15 protein-coding genes are annotated in these 15,382 nt (G+C 39.4%); 5 read left to right on the top strand and 10 right to left on the bottom strand.

Annotated elements, in window-relative coordinates; all coding sequences use genetic code 11:
• The first annotated feature begins 11 nt into the window (after positions 1–11).
• Complete coding sequence (locus MTF64_RS05520) at positions 12–1,013, top strand: LacI family DNA-binding transcriptional regulator (protein WP_248450843.1); 1,002 nt, start codon at positions 12–14, stop codon at positions 1,011–1,013.
• A 311-nt stretch (positions 1,014–1,324) separates the two neighbouring features.
• On the opposite strand, the gene MTF64_RS05515 is transcribed toward MTF64_RS05520, so the two are convergent.
• From MTF64_RS05515 to MTF64_RS05480, 8 genes are all read right to left on the bottom strand, one after another.
• Complete coding sequence (locus tag MTF64_RS05515) at positions 1,325–1,735, bottom strand: hypothetical protein (RefSeq protein ID WP_004587208.1); 411 nt, start codon at positions 1,733–1,735, stop codon at positions 1,325–1,327.
• 238 nt (positions 1,736–1,973) lie between these two features.
• Positions 1,974–2,516, bottom strand: coding sequence for a M23 family metallopeptidase (locus tag MTF64_RS05510; RefSeq protein ID WP_248450842.1), 543 nt, complete (start codon positions 2,514–2,516; stop codon positions 1,974–1,976).
• Between the two features lie 28 nt (positions 2,517–2,544).
• The gene (locus tag MTF64_RS05505) at positions 2,545–2,814 is read right to left on the bottom strand and encodes a YrhK family protein (protein WP_029772421.1); all 270 of its coding nucleotides are present in this window, start codon (positions 2,812–2,814) and stop codon (positions 2,545–2,547) included.
• Positions 2,815–3,040: 226 nt separating this feature from the next.
• Positions 3,041–4,384 (bottom strand): SPFH domain-containing protein, encoded by a 1,344-nt coding sequence (locus MTF64_RS05500; RefSeq protein ID WP_248450841.1) that lies wholly within the window; start codon positions 4,382–4,384, stop codon positions 3,041–3,043.
• Positions 4,377–4,715, bottom strand: a complete 339-nt coding sequence (locus tag MTF64_RS05495; RefSeq protein ID WP_039972209.1) for a hypothetical protein — start codon at positions 4,713–4,715, stop codon at positions 4,377–4,379. Before MTF64_RS05495 ends, MTF64_RS05500 begins: the two co-directional genes overlap by 8 nt.
• A gap of 266 nt (positions 4,716–4,981) precedes the next feature.
• On the bottom strand, positions 4,982–5,389 hold the full coding sequence (locus MTF64_RS05490; RefSeq protein WP_096739465.1) for a hypothetical protein: 408 nt from the start codon (positions 5,387–5,389) through the stop codon (positions 4,982–4,984).
• A gap of 270 nt (positions 5,390–5,659) precedes the next feature.
• Entirely contained in the window at positions 5,660–6,916 is a 1,257-nt protein-coding gene (locus tag MTF64_RS05485) for a sodium:proton antiporter (protein ID WP_248450840.1), read from the bottom strand.
• 152 nt (positions 6,917–7,068) lie between these two features.
• A complete protein-coding gene (locus MTF64_RS05480; protein WP_004587201.1) occupies positions 7,069–7,476 on the bottom strand; it encodes a hypothetical protein in 408 nt (135 codons plus the stop codon).
• Positions 7,477–8,050: 574 nt separating this feature from the next.
• Between MTF64_RS05480 and sbcB the strand changes: the two genes are divergently transcribed.
• Entirely contained in the window at positions 8,051–9,496 is a 1,446-nt protein-coding gene (sbcB, locus tag MTF64_RS05475; RefSeq protein ID WP_096041538.1) for an exodeoxyribonuclease I, read from the top strand.
• A gap of 775 nt (positions 9,497–10,271) precedes the next feature.
• Here sbcB and MTF64_RS05470 read toward each other — a convergent pair.
• Positions 10,272–11,153: an NAD(P)-dependent oxidoreductase gene (locus MTF64_RS05470; RefSeq protein ID WP_029773952.1), complete on the bottom strand. Its 882-nt coding sequence runs from the start codon at positions 11,151–11,153 to the stop codon at positions 10,272–10,274.
• A 116-nt stretch (positions 11,154–11,269) separates the two neighbouring features.
• On the opposite strand from MTF64_RS05470, the gene MTF64_RS05465 reads away from it, so the two are divergent.
• The gene (locus MTF64_RS05465; protein ID WP_004587708.1) at positions 11,270–11,821 is read left to right on the top strand and encodes a glutathione peroxidase; all 552 of its coding nucleotides are present in this window, start codon (positions 11,270–11,272) and stop codon (positions 11,819–11,821) included.
• Positions 11,822–12,123: 302 nt separating this feature from the next.
• On the top strand, positions 12,124–13,104 hold the full coding sequence (locus MTF64_RS05460; protein WP_248450839.1) for a 2-hydroxyacid dehydrogenase: 981 nt from the start codon (positions 12,124–12,126) through the stop codon (positions 13,102–13,104).
• Positions 13,105–13,170: 66 nt separating this feature from the next.
• Here the strand turns inward: MTF64_RS05460 and MTF64_RS05455 are convergent, their stop codons facing one another.
• The gene (locus MTF64_RS05455; RefSeq protein WP_004587706.1) at positions 13,171–14,493 is read right to left on the bottom strand and encodes a sodium-dependent transporter; all 1,323 of its coding nucleotides are present in this window, start codon (positions 14,491–14,493) and stop codon (positions 13,171–13,173) included.
• Positions 14,494–14,631: 138 nt separating this feature from the next.
• Here MTF64_RS05455 and MTF64_RS05450 point away from each other — a divergent pair, with 138 nt between their 5' ends.
• Positions 14,632–15,375 carry a 4'-phosphopantetheinyl transferase superfamily protein gene (locus MTF64_RS05450; RefSeq protein ID WP_248450838.1) on the top strand — a complete coding sequence of 248 codons (744 nt, stop codon included), beginning with the start codon at positions 14,632–14,634 and terminating at the stop codon, positions 15,373–15,375.
• Positions 15,376–15,382: the final 7 nt, after the last annotated feature.

Raw genomic sequence — 15,382 nt, 5'->3', positions numbered from 1 at the left:
CTAGGATATAAATGGCGACTATTTATCAAGTATCAGAAATGGCTGGTGTGTCTTTATCAACTGTTTCTAGAGTGCTTAACGACAACGACTACGTAAGTAAAAAAACTAAAAAAAAGGTATTAGAGGCGATGAAAGAGCTAGGCTATCAGCCAAGCTCTATTGCACGTTCTTTAGCATCGAGCCGTACTAACAGTGTTGGCATTTTAGTGTCTGAGTTAGATGGCCCGTTTTTTGGTCAAATGATGTCGGCCATTGAAGAGCAACTACGTATAGCAGATAAACACGTAATTATTACACCCGGCCACAGTGATGAAAAAAAAGAAAAAAGCGGTTTTGAGTTTTTAATTAGCCGTAATTGCGACGCCATTATTGCTCACGTAGAAGCGGTATCTAACGAGTATTTAATTGAGCTCAGTAAAGGTAAAACCCCTATTTATTTAATGAGTCGCTACGTTAAAGAAATAGAACAAAACTGCATTAGTCTCGATAATGTTATGGGTGGCTACCTTGCAACAAAAGCCATGATTAATAGAGGGCATAAACGTATTGCTTATATTGCTGGGCCACAGTTTAAAGAAGATGCTTCAGATCGTTTAAAAGGCCATAAAAATGCCCTTGCAGAATATAACCTCACATTTGACGAAAGCTTGTATTATGTAGGCGACTTTAAAGAAACCGGTGGCAGCGATGGCCTGCGCCATTTTATTCAAAATAAAGCGCAAATTACGGCTCTTGTGTGCGCCAATGACGAAATGGCATCGGGTGCAATGAAATACGCCCGCGAGCATGGCTTTAATTTACCTAAAGATTTAGCAATAATTGGTTTTGATAACGTTATTTTTACCAATTATCTTTACCCTACGCTTACCACAATAGATAACCCAGTACCCGAAATGGGCCGCGCAGCAGCAAATTTAGTGCTTAAAGATATCTATAAAAAAAGCGGTATAACAGTTAATCAGGTGTTTGAGCCTAAGCTAATTTTAAGAGACTCCACACCCGATATTAGCTAAATTACAGGTGGGGTTGGTTGAATTTAAAATTTGCTCGCTCTTGATTTTGTGGGCTTTTGTGAGTTATAGCTTGTTGATCCTAGGTGGGGTTAATAACCTTTTAAGCATTGTGCCTCACCGCTCCACAATAAATGTGAACATGGTAAAAGCGCTTAGAGCGAATAAATATGATGAAAGATAGCTTACTAACAAAGGTAATTATTTATTAGTTAAGTACTTTTTACCTGGTTATATTAATTGAGTATACAAAACATAAAAGCCGATGCAGGATTATCCCTTCATCGACTTTTTTATCGCGTTATAAAACGTTTTTATAACGATAAATCTTCTTTAGCACGCGTTAAATTATGAGATACCAGTGAGTTTTTAGAGATTTGATACGCTTCGTATAAATCTGAAAGGCCTGCGGTGTCTTTTTTGGCCATCATGCGGGCTACACCACGGTTACTTAATGCAAACGATGTAAGTTCGCGTACTTTTAAACGTGGGCCACGGCTTTCTTTTAATAAGGCAATTGCTTGTGTACAAATGGCTTCAGCTTCTGTGTAGTTTTTAGATTCTACATTAAGTGCACAGCTATTGAATGGCTGTTCAAACTCTGGTGCGGCTGTTACAGAATCTTCAATAACCATTAATTTGTAGTCACTTTGATCAGCCATTGCAGCAGCTGAGCAAGTTAATAATGAGCCAAGAGCGATGGTTTTTAAAAGTGTACGTTTCATGATTATCTTCCTGTTTGGTTAGTCGTGCTTGTTGCCGACAACGTAACTTTAGATAAATCCTCTTGCCCCGACAAACGATAAAAACAAACCTAATAAGTGAGAAAATCTAACCTATAGACTTTAGTCTAACACCTGCTTTAAATAGCGTTTCTTTCACTCTCAAAAAATACAGCAAAAACAGGAGAGTTAACTACGTTGGCAGTTAATTTGTAACGGCCCACTTATAAGTAAAACTGAGTTAGTTAGCAGTCAACTTTTTATGTGGGTTTAAAAAAAACATTTTTTTCCACCCTTGGCTTTGTGTTGTAAAAAGCCACGGCATAGGCATAAGCGATAATATAGAATAATGCACATGGGGTTGCTTTCCTGCAGCATTACCGGTATCACCCAGTAAGCCAATTTGGCTGTTTATGCTAACTACATCCCCTGCACTTACATGGTAGTCATTTAAATGTGCAAAATAATGCACTCGCCATTTTGCACCTAATACCGCAACCACTTTGCCACCTCGGTTTAGTTCACCTGAAAAAATAACAATACCGCTTGTTGCAGCAACCACAGGCGTGTTTTTAGCGCCAAAAATATCAATTCCTTTATGTACACCCGAGCGCCCCCACGGCTCATACCAAAACGTATTGTGGTTCCAATCTTTACTTGTAGCGCCTTGCACAGGGATTACTAGCTTCTCAGGAATGAGTAAACCCACTATTAATAAAATTATAACTGCGCCCAAAGTCCACTTTAGTAGTTTCAATGCATTACCTTTGCTGTGAATAGTCATTAAATTATTAATTACAATACCTGAACGCCTAGTGAGTATTATTAGAATGAAACACTTTTTTAACGTGAACTAAACTCATTAATTTTAATACAGGTTTTATTATTAATTGCGCACTGCCAGCTATAAAAAGCCAGGTACCGCTTTCAACTAATGACTCATTTAAAAAGAAAAAACTACCAATTAAAAACCACACCGCAATTAAAAAATCGTTAACTGCGCCTAATGCTTCATAACGGCGTTGGATAGTAATATGCTCTTGTCCTAAGTCTAAATTAAGCTGATTTTTGCTGGAGCCCATCAATACTACTCACTCTTTTTACTGTGTAATTAAAAAAACTGTTTTCACTAGCATCTAATACCAATTCGCTTAATTAAGTATTATTGCGAATTGGTATAGGCTTATCTGCAAAATACAATAGCAAAAAACACACAATAAAAAACGCTGCCTGATATATCAGCCAGCGTTTTTATTGGTGTAGAGTCTTTATAGCTAAAAACTCACTATTGCTTGTATATTTAATTGTTTATTTTTGGTCTTTTTCTAAACGTTTTTTAAGACTTAAAGCCGCATCTGCCGCTAATAATCGCATAAATTCAGAACCATTGCTTTGTTCGCCCTGCCCTGCACCTATTACAATTTCAGGCACTAAACGGCTTTTTCCTAAACTATTGAATAAAGCAGTTTGAATTTTCACCTCAGCTTTTAATGTTTCATCAAACACATATTTAGGATCAAGCGCTGCTGATTTAGCACGCAAGCGTGCCTCAGCTAACACATCCATGCCTAGTGCTTCTAAACGCTGTTGCTTTAATATCTCTTCTTGCTCTTTTGCCAACTCAGCTTTTACAGCTACACGTTGCTGCGCAGAAATAATAGCATTTGCTTTAATACGCTCGGCATCGATTTGCTCTTTAATTTTAAGCTTTTCAGACTCTGCCCGCTGCTTTGCTATTGCTTGTTCGCCTAAGGCAACTTCTGTACGCGCTTGTTGCTCTGCTTTTTTAAGATTTTGACGTGCCAAGGCTTCATCTGCAGCCGCTTGCTTTTGCGCTTCTAAGCGCGCGTTTACTTTACTTTCGTAGTCAATATCAATAATACTTGCATCTACAACAGTAATACCATACGCACCTAAAATCGGCGCATTACGCAGCGGTTTACCCTCTTTATCAGATTTAATATTTACCGTTACACGCTGCTGTTTACTTAAGCTACCTAGTTCATCGCTTTTATCCCGCTCACCGCTGCTGATTATTTGTTCAGTAACAAAAATACCATTAGTAAGTTGATCAGAGAAGTCTTGGCTAAGTTGCCCGTTTCCACCAGAATAATGCTGCTCAACCGACATCATACGCGCCGACGCTTTAACGTTTTCTGTAGTAGCACGCATAAGTAAATTAGATATAAGCGTATCTTGCGAACCAAACTCTTCGTGTATTTTTAGTAATCCACGTAATTCACCTTTTTCAGTGGCTGGTACATTGCCTGGCAACCTAAAGCGCGATACACCACGTGCACCACCGGTTGTTGTATCCAAAAAGCGTATTGGAATAAGAGGTACAATTGCACTGGCAGTCGCGTTTTCGTCACCCGTAAAGTTAATCGATATAACCTTTTTATAAGCAGATGTAGTGCCAAATGCTTTTAAGTATGGGCCAGCTTGGTTAATAACCGTTAACTTTCCGGTAAACGCCGATTGATGAACTAAGCGCTCGTCAGCCTCGTTCCAAGAAATAACTTGTGAAGTAAGCGTTGCTATAACAGCCAACACAACCACTATTGATGTTACTAAAATGACATTTCGGCGGCCAAAACGACCTATAAATGATTGTGACTTTTCTTCTAGAACCGCTTTTTTATCGCTATCCATTTTCATTACTCTCCATGTTTAGTTTTTTCTTAACAAAGTAAATAATTTCTTGCTCGCTTAAATGCGCACAAAAACTACCTGAGCGATGCAATTCTATAAATGTTGCAAGGATCTCTTCTTTGCCTTTTATTTTTTTATGTTTATCTGCTTGGGCTTGGTTTTTATCCGTAAGTTGAGTAATAAGCTCATCTACAATGGTGTCTTTATCAAACAGCACATTGTATTCCTTAGTTTTTCTTACTCGGTTTTTGCGTATATTGCTATAAATAACATAAATAGCTAAACACAAAATAATAACCAATGTACTCAACCCAACAATATAGAAAATCATATAACCTGCTTATATTTAGTTGAATGATTACGTCAATAACAGGTGTTATAAATCAATAACAAATGTTAACTCATTAATTTTACAGAAACCTCGTATAAAAAACAGGTAAAAGTAATAATTCCAAAAATAAAGCTTTCTAAAACGGACTTTCTCGCTTTTAAATTTACACGAGAGCTTTATAAAAAATTTTATTACACGCACAAAAAAGCCCCTACCTAATATAAATCGGTAGGGGCTTTTTTGTGACTCTCGCTAATTAAATTGCTTTATAAGGCAAGCTCTTCTTTAGCGCGAGTTAAGTTATGAGACACTAAAGTGTTTTCAGAGATTTGTACTGCTTCGTATAAATCAGCTAATGCTGCTGTATCGTTATGCGCTTTTAAACGTGCAACGCCACGGTTGCTTAAAGCGTACGATGTAAGCTGGCGTACTTTAAATTTAGGGCCTTGTGCATCTTGTAATAGTGCAATGGCTTTAGTACAAATTTCTTCAGCTTGAGCGTAATTTTTAGATTTAACGTTAAGTGCGCAGCTATTGAATGACTCTTCAAGTGGCAATGGCGCAGTAGCGGTTTTGATAACCATTAGTTTGTAGTCACTTGAATCAGCCATTACAGCTGCTGAGCAAGTTAGTAATGAGCCAAGAGCGATGGTTTTTAAAAGTGTACGTTTCATGGTTTGCCTTTCCTAATTAAGTTAGTCGTGCTTGTTGCCGACAACTGAACTTTAGAGTAATAGCTCAGCGACGACAAACGAGAAAAACAAACTCAATAAGTGAAGAAAATTAACCTATAGACTTTAGTCTAATATACGTACAAATTTAAATGTTTAACAGCGTGTAAACCAGCGTAATTACTGCTTGTTTTGAAAAAGGTTTTAAAACGAGTGTTATGCAGTAGTTACGCATACAAGCCAGCAAGCTGTACAAAAATCAATCTTTAAAATTTATTTTGTTTTTATGCTTTTGGCGACTTTTCCTACGCTCAAGCCTTGTACTAAAATTGAAAAAACCACCACTGCATAAGTTAAAGCCAATAAAATATTACGCTGCGATCCATCAGGTAGCTGCAATACTAGTGCTACCGAAATACCGCCACGTAACCCTCCCCAGGTTAACACTTTCCATGCACTGTTGGGCAGCTCGAGCTGTTTATTAAAAATAGTTGTTGTTAGGCCAACCACAATAAGACGTGCGCATAGCGCAATTAAAATGGTTAAAACGCCCGCCACCAGCAAATTAGCTGAGTACACAATCATTACCACTTCAAGGCCAATTAGCACAAATAAAATAGCATTTAAAATTTCATCAATTAGCTCCCAAAACAAATCAACATAGTGGCGTGTTTTATCACTCATGGCTAAATTACGGCCATGATTACCCACCATTAATCCCACCATAACCATCGCAAGTGGCCCCGATAAGTGCCAGTGACTCGCCAATGCATAACCGCCTATAACACCCGCTAGCGTAAGTAATACTTCTTCTTGGTAGCTATCTATTGCTTTTAATAAATAATTTAAAGCAGCGCCTAATATTAAACCAAATATTATACCGCCCCCCGCTTCAACAGCGAGTGTATGAGCCACTGAGTATGTAGTTGGCATATCACCACTGGTTAAAATTCCTAATAAAAGCGCAAATACCACCACGCCTATACCATCATTAAATAGCGACTCCCCCGCTATTACGGTTTCAATACTTTTAGGCGCACCAGCAGAGCGTAAAATACCCATCACCGCTATCGGATCGGTTGGCGAAATCAACGCACCAAATAATAAACACCATATAAACGATAAATTAAATCCCAATAAAGGCACTACTACATATAACGCTGTAGCAATAATAACTGTTGAAATTAGCGTACCCACACACGCTAAAATACCTATGGGTAATTTATAACGTCTTAAGTCACTTACATTAACGTGCAGCGCCCCAGCAAAAAGCAGCATTGAGAGCATGCCATCGAGCAATACATGAGTAAAATTGAGTTGATCAAGTAGGCTTACTTCGTAATCAATAAGTTCATCAAACCCTAAAAAGCCCAAAAATATAGCCGCAATAGACACTAAAAGCGAAATAACCATCACCCCAATGGTGGTTGGCAGGCCAATAAACCGATGATTTATATAAGCAAGTAATGCGGTTATAGATAAAAAAATCGCGCTAATTTCAAATATACTCAACGTACTGGTGACATCCATAATCTAGCTCTCTTAAATTTAAAGCCTAATAAGTGGTTTCCACTTTTATGATTTGCACTTTTTAACCGTGCAACGCAAAAAGCCCATGTTAAGAATAAACCTAACATGGGCTTTTTATACACTGGCTTAATTAAAGCATGTTTAGTGCTTTTTTATAGCGCAAGCTCTTCTTTAGCAAGTGTTAAATTATGCGATACCATTGTACTGTTAGACATTTGCGCTGCCTCGTACAAATCAGCAATGGCTGCTGTGTCATTATTTGATTTTAAGCGTGCAACACCTCGGTTACTTAACGCGAATGACGTAAGTTGGCGTACTTTAAATTTAGGGCCGTCTGCATCTTTTAAAAGTGCAATTGCTTTTGTACAAATTGCTTCAGCCTCTGCATAGTTTTTTGACTTAACATTCAGTGCGCAACTATTAAATGACTGCTCAATTGGCTGCGGTGCAGTCGCTTGTTCGATAACCATTAATTTGTAGTCACTTGTATCAGCCATTACAGCAGCTGAGCAAGTTAATAAAGAGCCAAGAGCGATGGTTTTGATAAGTGAGCTTTTCATGATTATGTTCCTGTTGAGTAAGTCGTGCTTGTTGCCGACAATTCAACTTTAGAGAATTAACACAAAACCGACAAACGATTAAAACAAAACCAATAAGTGAAGAAAATTAACTTATAGACTTTAGTCTAATGCCAAATTACTAATTTAGGGCAATTAGTATTTATACAATCAGTAACCGAACCCGCTCTTTACTTAGTCCGTTCAAGTAGCTTAACTTTTCCATAACAGCTTAAACTTAAAGCCTATGTCTGCAGCATCATTTATCCACCAAACCAGCTGTTAAAGCACCAAGTGCTTAGCAAATTTGCGTTTGATTTACTTTGGACCGGTAATAACTATTTGCAAAAAGGTTAGCAAGCCATGGGCTATAACGGCGCGCCCCCTTACTTTTAATTCGTGATTGTGGATTGGAACAAAACTCAAACTTGAGGTATTACTACAAAGTTCCATAACATCATTTATCACCCAAACCTATAAACTCCCTCGCCCATATGCCATAATCTAAATAATTCATTATTTTAGTAACTTGGCGCATATTTAGGCGTTTTTAAGTTAACTACTCAGGGTTTTCAGCATGGCATATCAAGAGCAAAATCAAGCAACAATCTACTGGCACGATTATGAGACCTGGGGGGCGAGCCCTCAAAAAGATAAGCCGAGCCAGTTTGCGGGAATTCGTACCGATCTTGATTTAAATATAATTGGCGAGCCGCTTATTGAATATTGTAAGCCGCAAGCGGATTACTTGCCTCACCCTGAGGCATGTTTAATTACGGGTATTACGCCACAAGTGGCGATGCAAAAAGGTTTGGTTGAGGCTGAGTTTATAGCCAAAATTCACGCTGAATTTAGTGCGCCAAACACCTGTGTTGCTGGTTATAACAGTATTCGCTTTGATGACGAAGTAAGCCGTTATAGCTTTTACCGTAACTTTTACGACCCGTACGAGCGCGAATATAAAAACAATAACAGCCGCTGGGATATTATTGATTTAGTACGTGCGTGTTATGCGCTGCGCCCTGAGGGGATTGAATGGCCGTTAAAAGAAGACGGCAGCCCGAGCTTTAAGCTTGAACATTTAACGGTAGCTAATGGTATTGAGCACGCTGCTGCGCACGATGCGCTAAGCGATGTAACTGCCACTATTGCACTGGCTAAACTTATAAAAGAAAAACAACCAAAGCTTTATAACTTCTTTTTTGGGCTACGAAATAAAAAAGCGCTTGGCGAGTTAGTTGATGTATTTAACATGACGCCGCTGGTACATACTTCGTCACGCATTCCTGCAACGCAAGGCTGTACTACGTGGGTGGCGCCTATGAGCTTTCATCCGGTAAATAAAAACGCCGTTATATGTTTTGATTTAACCCAAAACCCGCAAGTATTGCTTGATTTAAACGTAGAAGAACTACGTAAACGTTTATACACCAAACGCGTTGATTTAGCCGAGGGCGATTTACCTGTTGGTTTAAAACTGGTGCATTTAAACAAGTGCCCTATTTTAGCGCCTGCTAAAACGTTATTACCTGAAAATGCAGCCCGTTTAGGCATTGACCGCGAGCAATGCCTCGCTAATTTAGCTATTTTAAAAGCCAATACCGAGCTTCGCGATAAAGTAACCGAAGTGTTTAACGAAAAAGGTGATTACAGCGCAACCACTAACGTTGATTACTTACTTTACGATGGCTTTACAAGCCATGCCGACAAAGCTAAATTTGCGATTATTCGCGATGCTAAACCAGACGAGCTAGCGGGCTTAAATTTAGATTTTGAAGATAAAAAGTTCAATACATTACTGTTTAGATACCGCGCGCGAAACTGGCCTGAAACGCTCAACCAGCAAGAGCTTGACCAATGGCGTCAGTATTGCCAAAACAAGTTAATGCACGGAGAAGATCAACCCTCAATTAGCGCACAAGATTTTATGATCACCCTTGAAAACTTGGCCCATGAGCACGACGACAGCGAAAAAAACCTGACCATCTTAAAGGCTTTGTATAACTACGCGCAAAGCATGTAATTAGTTTAAGTTTGTGTAGAACACTTTTAAAACGCGACACTTTAGCAATAAAGTGTCGCGTTTTTTGTTTTATATAACTTTACTACTACAATCAAAGCCAAAATTTTTTCACAAAGAGAAGCGAATGAGAAGTAAATGAGAAAACATAAAGGCCAACAACAATCTTTTTAGAACTATCACTGCCTCTAAAAGCGAAGCGCCTCTTATCCTCTTTGTGAATAAATCACTTTACGGGCTTTGCCCATCACGCCAGCAAGCTGCGCGTCTACAAGTAAAACCCATATGTACACCAGCGCAGTAGACGTAGAACTTGCTCACGTGAAAAGCGCAGCTTTTTAAATAAAAAATAATCCACAAAGAGAAGCGAATGAGGAAAAAATGAGAAAACATAAAGACCAACAACAATCTTTTTAGATCTATCTATTCCTCTAAAGCGCAGCGCCTCTTACTCTCTTTGTGAATAAATCACTTTACGGGCTTTGCCCATCACGTAAGCAAGCTTCGCGTCTACAAGTAAAACCCATATGTACACCAGCGCAGTAGACGTAGAACTTGCTCACGTGAAAAGCGCAGCTTTTAATTACATAAATAAAACACTACTCACAAAGAGAAGCGAATGAGAAGTAAATGAGAAAACATAAAAACATAAACCTTTTTAGAGCTATCTCTTCCTCTAAAAGCGCAGCGCCTCTTATCCTCTTTGTGAATAAATCACTTTACGGGCTTTGCCCATCACGCAAGCTTGGCGTCTACATTGATATACTCAATGTAAACGTTATTTTTTATGTAGTGCTTCAATGCGTGCTAGTAAGCTTGATGTATCGTATCGGCCGCCACCAAGCGCTTGTACGTCGGCGTAATATTGATCAACCGTTGCGGTCATCGGTAACGTAGCGCCGTTGTTTTTAGCTTCATCAAGCGCGATGCCTAAATCTTTGCGCATCCAATCTACGGCAAAACCAAACTCGTACTCACCTGCCCACATTGTTTTGTAGCGGTTTTCCATTTGCCACGAACCCGCAGCCCCTTTTGAAATGGTTTCAATTACTTTTTCACCATCAAGCCCTGCTTGTTTGGCAAAGTGTAAGCCCTCTGCTAAGCCTTGCACTACGCCGGCAATACAAATTTGATTAACCATTTTACATAACTGCCCTGCGCCCACATCGCCTAATAACTGGCTAAAACGGCTATATGCTGCCATTACGGGTTGCACTTTAGTGAAAACAGCTTCGTTACCGCCTGCCATGACTGTAAGCACGCCGTTTTCAGCACCTGCTTGTCCGCCTGATACGGGCGCGTCTATAAAATCTATATTTTGCAGGGCTGCTTTTTCTGCTACTTCACGGGCTACTTCGGCCGATGTAGTAGTATGGTCAACCAAAATGCTATTAACGGCCATCCCCGCTAAAACACCATTTTCACCATAAACAACCGCACGTAAGTCATCATCATTACCTACACACATAAATACAATATCAGCATTATTTGCAGCTTCTCGCGGCGTGGTAGCAAAGCTTCCTGCATACTCATCTACCCAGCTTTGCGCCTTTGCCTGAGTGCGGTTATATACACACACATTAAAGCCCGCTTTTGCTAAATGCCCTGCCATTGGGTAACCCATTACCCCTAAACCTATAAATGCAACATTGATTGACATAAAAGTGCCTTATTTTCCTGCTAACTTAGAAACTATGCCCGATTATGTCAATCGGCTGCTTAAAAAGCGAATTAAGTCTTTATAAATTTCCAACGTAAGGAAATAAGTAGGTAACCATGGATAGTATTTATCAATTTAGTGCCCCTTTGTACAACAGCGAAAGCTTTGCGCTTAGCCAGCTAAAAGGCAAAACAGTACTTATTGTTAATACAGCAAGTAAATGTAATTTTTCGGTGCAATTAAGTTCGCTAGAAAAGCTCTATCAGGAATATAAAAATAGCGGTTTCACTATTTTAGCGTTTCCGTGTCATCAATTTGGCCAAAACGAGCCGCTTGATAACCTCGCGATTAAAGACTTTTATCAAGGGCAATTTGACGTGTCGTTCAAAGTGTTTGGTAAGGTAATGGTAAATGGGCCCGAGGCGCATCCGCTGTTTAATTATTTAAAGTCGCATACCCGTGGTATTTCGCAAAACCGCGCAGTAAAGTGGAACTTCACCAAGTTTTTAATTAACCCACAAGGTCAGCTCGTTGCACGTTATGCGCCGCGCACCAAGCCCGAAACGCTTAAACAGGTCATTGAGGCAAATTTACCTAGCGCACTAAACGCTAATAATTTAAATAACGCAAAAATAATACCCAACTTTAATGCATTAAAAGGCGCTTAATTATTCTAAATCAATAAATGGGTGGTTACTCAAGCATGCTTTATTAAACTAGTTTAAGGTTACGTATAATACCAATCAGCAATAATACTTAATCATTTTTAGGGGCTAAACGTGTCGCTATCTGCGCTAAAAACTCTCATTTACGACTGCATGGATGCAGAAGGTAGAGCAATGCAGGAGCAATTGCCGAGAACAACTAAATAGCGAATTTTTTGCCTTACTATCAACGCGTTTTTACATCCTCAAAATAGATCACTTGATTATACGGATTGCTATAACAGCTAGGCTTTGGAGTAAATAACATGAACATTGCTTTTTTTAGTACGCAAAAATACGAGCAGCCTTTTTTTGAGCGCAGTATTAACAAGCACCCTCAAATAGAGATTTGTTACTTTGAGCAAGCACTGAACGAGCAAACAGCCCTGCTTGCTAAAGGGTTTGATGCTGTGTGTGTATTTGTAAACGACACAGTTAACGCCCTCGTTATTGAGCACCTTGCTGAGCAAGGAATTAATACTATTTTACTTCGCTGCGCAGGGTTTAATAATGTTGATTTAGTGGCTGCCAAAGCACACAACATTAAGGTATTACGAGTGCCCGCATACAGCCCAGAAGCCGTAGCTGAGCACTGTGTTGCACTTATGCTTACCCTTAGCCGTAAAACACATAAAGCCTATAACCGCGTACGCGAAGACAACTTTGATTTAAACGGTTTATTAGGCTTTAACTTACACGGCAAAACAGTTGGCATTATAGGCTGTGGTAAAATTGGCCTTGCCCTTTGTAATATTTTAAATGGCTTTGGCGCGCATGTTTTAGTGTGCGACCCTTTTGCAACATCTGGCAATTACACCATTACCGATTTAGATTCGCTGCTTACTCAAAGCGATATAATTTCATTGCACTGCCCACTGAATGAGCAAACACACCATTTAATAAACGACGATGCATTTAATAAAATGAAACCTGGGGTAATGCTAATTAACACTTCGCGCGGTGCGCTAGTTAATAGCAAAGCGTGTATAAATGCGCTTAAAACTAAAAAGCTAGGGTATTTAGGGCTTGATGTGTACGAGCAGGAGTCAGAGCTATTTTTTAAAAACCATAGCGACGAAATAAACCAAGACGATATATTCTCGCGCTTAGTTAGTTTTAAAAACGTATTAATAACTGGCCACCAAGGCTTTTTTACTCAAGAGGCCCTTAGCGAAATTGCCAATACCACCATACAAAACGCAATAGAAATTAATGAACAGAGACCTTTAACCAATGAGGTTTTATAAAGCCGCGGCCCATTAATTTGCTTTACCCGTTTTGCTATTTACATAACGGGTAAAGCTTAAAATACTTTAGCCAAACGCAACGTTTGCAAAAACAAGAGTCATTAATACTGGGCACACAAAACGAATGTATTGAGCAAACCAGTAATGCGTGCCGGTGCTGGCTTTATGAAGCTTATTACCGCGTTTCCACATCCAACCTGCGGTTATAAAATAAAATAGCCCCATAAGTGGTAGTTGGTACTGAGTAAATAGCATGATTACTAAACCAAATAGCCACTCAAAGTTTAATATTATTGCACTAGCGCATATTAACACCACTAGGCTAACGGCCCACGTTGCTTTAGTACGATCTACGCGGTGGTTTTCTACTAAAAACGCTACCGGTATTTCTGTGGTAGAAATAGTCGATGTAACCGATGCAATCGACATAAGTACAAAAAACAGTAACCCAATTAGTAAACCAATTTCGCCCATGGTACTAAAAAGCTCAGGCAAAATAGCAAATATAAGCTGCCCTTCACCTATAAGTTTTCCGCCGCTAAACACCTCTACCCCGTTATGCTGCGCTACATAAATTGCAGGCACTATCAGTAAACCTGCTAAAAATGCCACGCTGGTATCAAGTAGTGCAACGCTTGCAGTTAGTTTTGGCAGGTTTGCATCTGGCTGCAGGTACGAGCCATAAATCATCATGCAGCCAACCCCTAATGAAAGCGAGAAAAACGCCTGCCCCATTGCAGCAATAATTAAATTTGGGTCAAGCACTTGGCTAAAATTAGGAATTAAATAAGCAGCAAACCCTTCGCTGGCGCCTTCTAAACTGGCTATATAAAAAATTAAGCCTATTAGTAGCACCAATAACAATGGCATTAAACGGCGTGACCAGGTTTCAATCCCAGATTTAACCCCTTTTAAAATAATGCTGGCGGTTAAAATAAGCATAAGCGGCGTAAATATAAAATTACGCACCATAGAGTCGCTGTGTAAAAATTCGCTTGCGGCGGTAAAACCAAAAAATGTAGTAATAGGCTCTATCGCGTAAGAGAGCATCCACCCAGCTACAATAGAATAAAAGCTAAGCATAACCACAGCGCCCGCAAGGCCAATATATCCTGCGGCAGCCCCTACTTTTTTGTTGGTATTTTGCCACGCATTACCCAATGCTTTTACTGGGTTTGCTTGCGCTTGGTGGCCTAAATAAAGTTCGGTATAAAGCGCAGGTAGCGCAAGTAAAAATATAACTACAAAGTAAACCAATAAAAATGCACCGCCACCATGGTTGGCCGCCTGCGTAGGAAAACCCCAAATATTACCTAAACCCACTGCTGCGCCTGCAGCGGCTAAAACAAAACCAAAACGGCTTTGAAATCCATCACGCACTTGTGCCATACATCTACAAATTCTGTTATTCTTTGATTATTGTGAATTAAACCATATTTAATGCCAACTGAGTAATAAAATTGCTTTTGGCATAAATAAGCGCTGTTAACCGCTCATAATTACAGCACTCACTTATTTTAAGCGCGTATGACTAACCACTTTTTTAAAAACACCCTAAGTATTGCTCCCTCTTTTTATAGCGATTTACCCCCTAGCAACAATACTATTTTAGTGTTTAATGCCAACACACTTAATGTAGAACACCTTGATTTAACCCAATACCTAAGCCCATTTGAGCTAAGCGTTATAAATCGTCGTAAACGCATGCAAGCAAAGCAAGAATATGTAGCATCGCGTATATTACTAAAGCAACTTGCAAAGCATACTCAGCCCCAATACGCACACATACCGCTTAATAAAATGAGCACCCACTTTAATGAAGAATGCTCAAAACTACAGCTCCATATAAACCACACCGTTATTAATACCTGTATTTCGCACTCGCATGGCTTAGTTGGTGTAGCACTTAATGTTACTAAGGCGGAGTTTGGCTTTGATATTGAAAAAATAAACTTAAAACGCCCATTCGAAAAGCTCGCTAAGCATTTTTATCATAAGGCTGAAATTGCCTTAATTACCGCGCCTTTGGCTATAAAAGAGCAAGCCAACCGCTTTTTTAGAATTTGGACCTTAAAAGAGGCACTCGCTAAAGCAACTAGCCGCCCAATAGCGCAATTGCTTAGCCCAAATGTATTTGATGAATTTTCTTTGTTAAACCTAACAGCATCGAGTAACACCATAACGGTTGCCAATGAGGAGTTTGATATAAGCGTGGCGCATAAAAAAAGCACCGACTGGCGGTGCTTTATACTTAATAACTTAGATACTTAATAACTTG

Source organism: Pseudoalteromonas sp. 2CM41L (genome assembly GCF_023161905.1).
GTDB classification, from domain to species: Bacteria; Pseudomonadota; Gammaproteobacteria; order Enterobacterales; family Alteromonadaceae; genus Pseudoalteromonas; species Pseudoalteromonas atlantica.
Note: the sequence above shows the minus strand (reverse complement) of the source record. Positions and strands in the feature narration are given on the sequence as shown.

Excerpts from the sequence above, each read along its gene's own strand:
- MTF64_RS05510 (WP_248450842.1), bottom strand. The coding sequence starts at position 2,516 with ATGACTATTCACAGCAAAGGTAATGCATTGAAACTACTAAAGTGGACT.
- MTF64_RS05515 (WP_004587208.1), bottom strand. The coding sequence starts at position 1,735 with ATGAAACGTACACTTTTAAAAACCATCGCTCTTGGCTCATTATTAACT.
- MTF64_RS05470 (WP_029773952.1), bottom strand. The coding sequence starts at position 11,153 with ATGTCAATCAATGTTGCATTTATAGGTTTAGGGGTAATGGGTTACCCA.
- MTF64_RS05460 (WP_248450839.1), top strand. The coding sequence starts at position 12,124 with ATGAACATTGCTTTTTTTAGTACGCAAAAATACGAGCAGCCTTTTTTT.
- MTF64_RS05455 (WP_004587706.1), bottom strand. The coding sequence starts at position 14,493 with ATGGCACAAGTGCGTGATGGATTTCAAAGCCGTTTTGGTTTTGTTTTA.
- MTF64_RS05495 (WP_039972209.1), bottom strand. The coding sequence starts at position 4,715 with ATGATTTTCTATATTGTTGGGTTGAGTACATTGGTTATTATTTTGTGT.
- MTF64_RS05480 (WP_004587201.1), bottom strand. The coding sequence starts at position 7,476 with ATGAAAAGCTCACTTATCAAAACCATCGCTCTTGGCTCTTTATTAACT.
- MTF64_RS05485 (WP_248450840.1), bottom strand. The coding sequence starts at position 6,916 with ATGGATGTCACCAGTACGTTGAGTATATTTGAAATTAGCGCGATTTTT.
- sbcB (WP_096041538.1), top strand. The coding sequence starts at position 8,051 with ATGGCATATCAAGAGCAAAATCAAGCAACAATCTACTGGCACGATTAT.
- MTF64_RS05490 (WP_096739465.1), bottom strand. The coding sequence starts at position 5,389 with ATGAAACGTACACTTTTAAAAACCATCGCTCTTGGCTCATTACTAACT.
- MTF64_RS05465 (WP_004587708.1), top strand. The coding sequence starts at position 11,270 with ATGGATAGTATTTATCAATTTAGTGCCCCTTTGTACAACAGCGAAAGC.
- MTF64_RS05505 (WP_029772421.1), bottom strand. The coding sequence starts at position 2,814 with ATGGGCTCCAGCAAAAATCAGCTTAATTTAGACTTAGGACAAGAGCAT.
- MTF64_RS05500 (WP_248450841.1), bottom strand. The coding sequence starts at position 4,384 with ATGGATAGCGATAAAAAAGCGGTTCTAGAAGAAAAGTCACAATCATTT.
- MTF64_RS05520 (WP_248450843.1), top strand. The coding sequence starts at position 12 with ATGGCGACTATTTATCAAGTATCAGAAATGGCTGGTGTGTCTTTATCA.
- MTF64_RS05450 (WP_248450838.1), top strand. The coding sequence starts at position 14,632 with ATGACTAACCACTTTTTTAAAAACACCCTAAGTATTGCTCCCTCTTTT.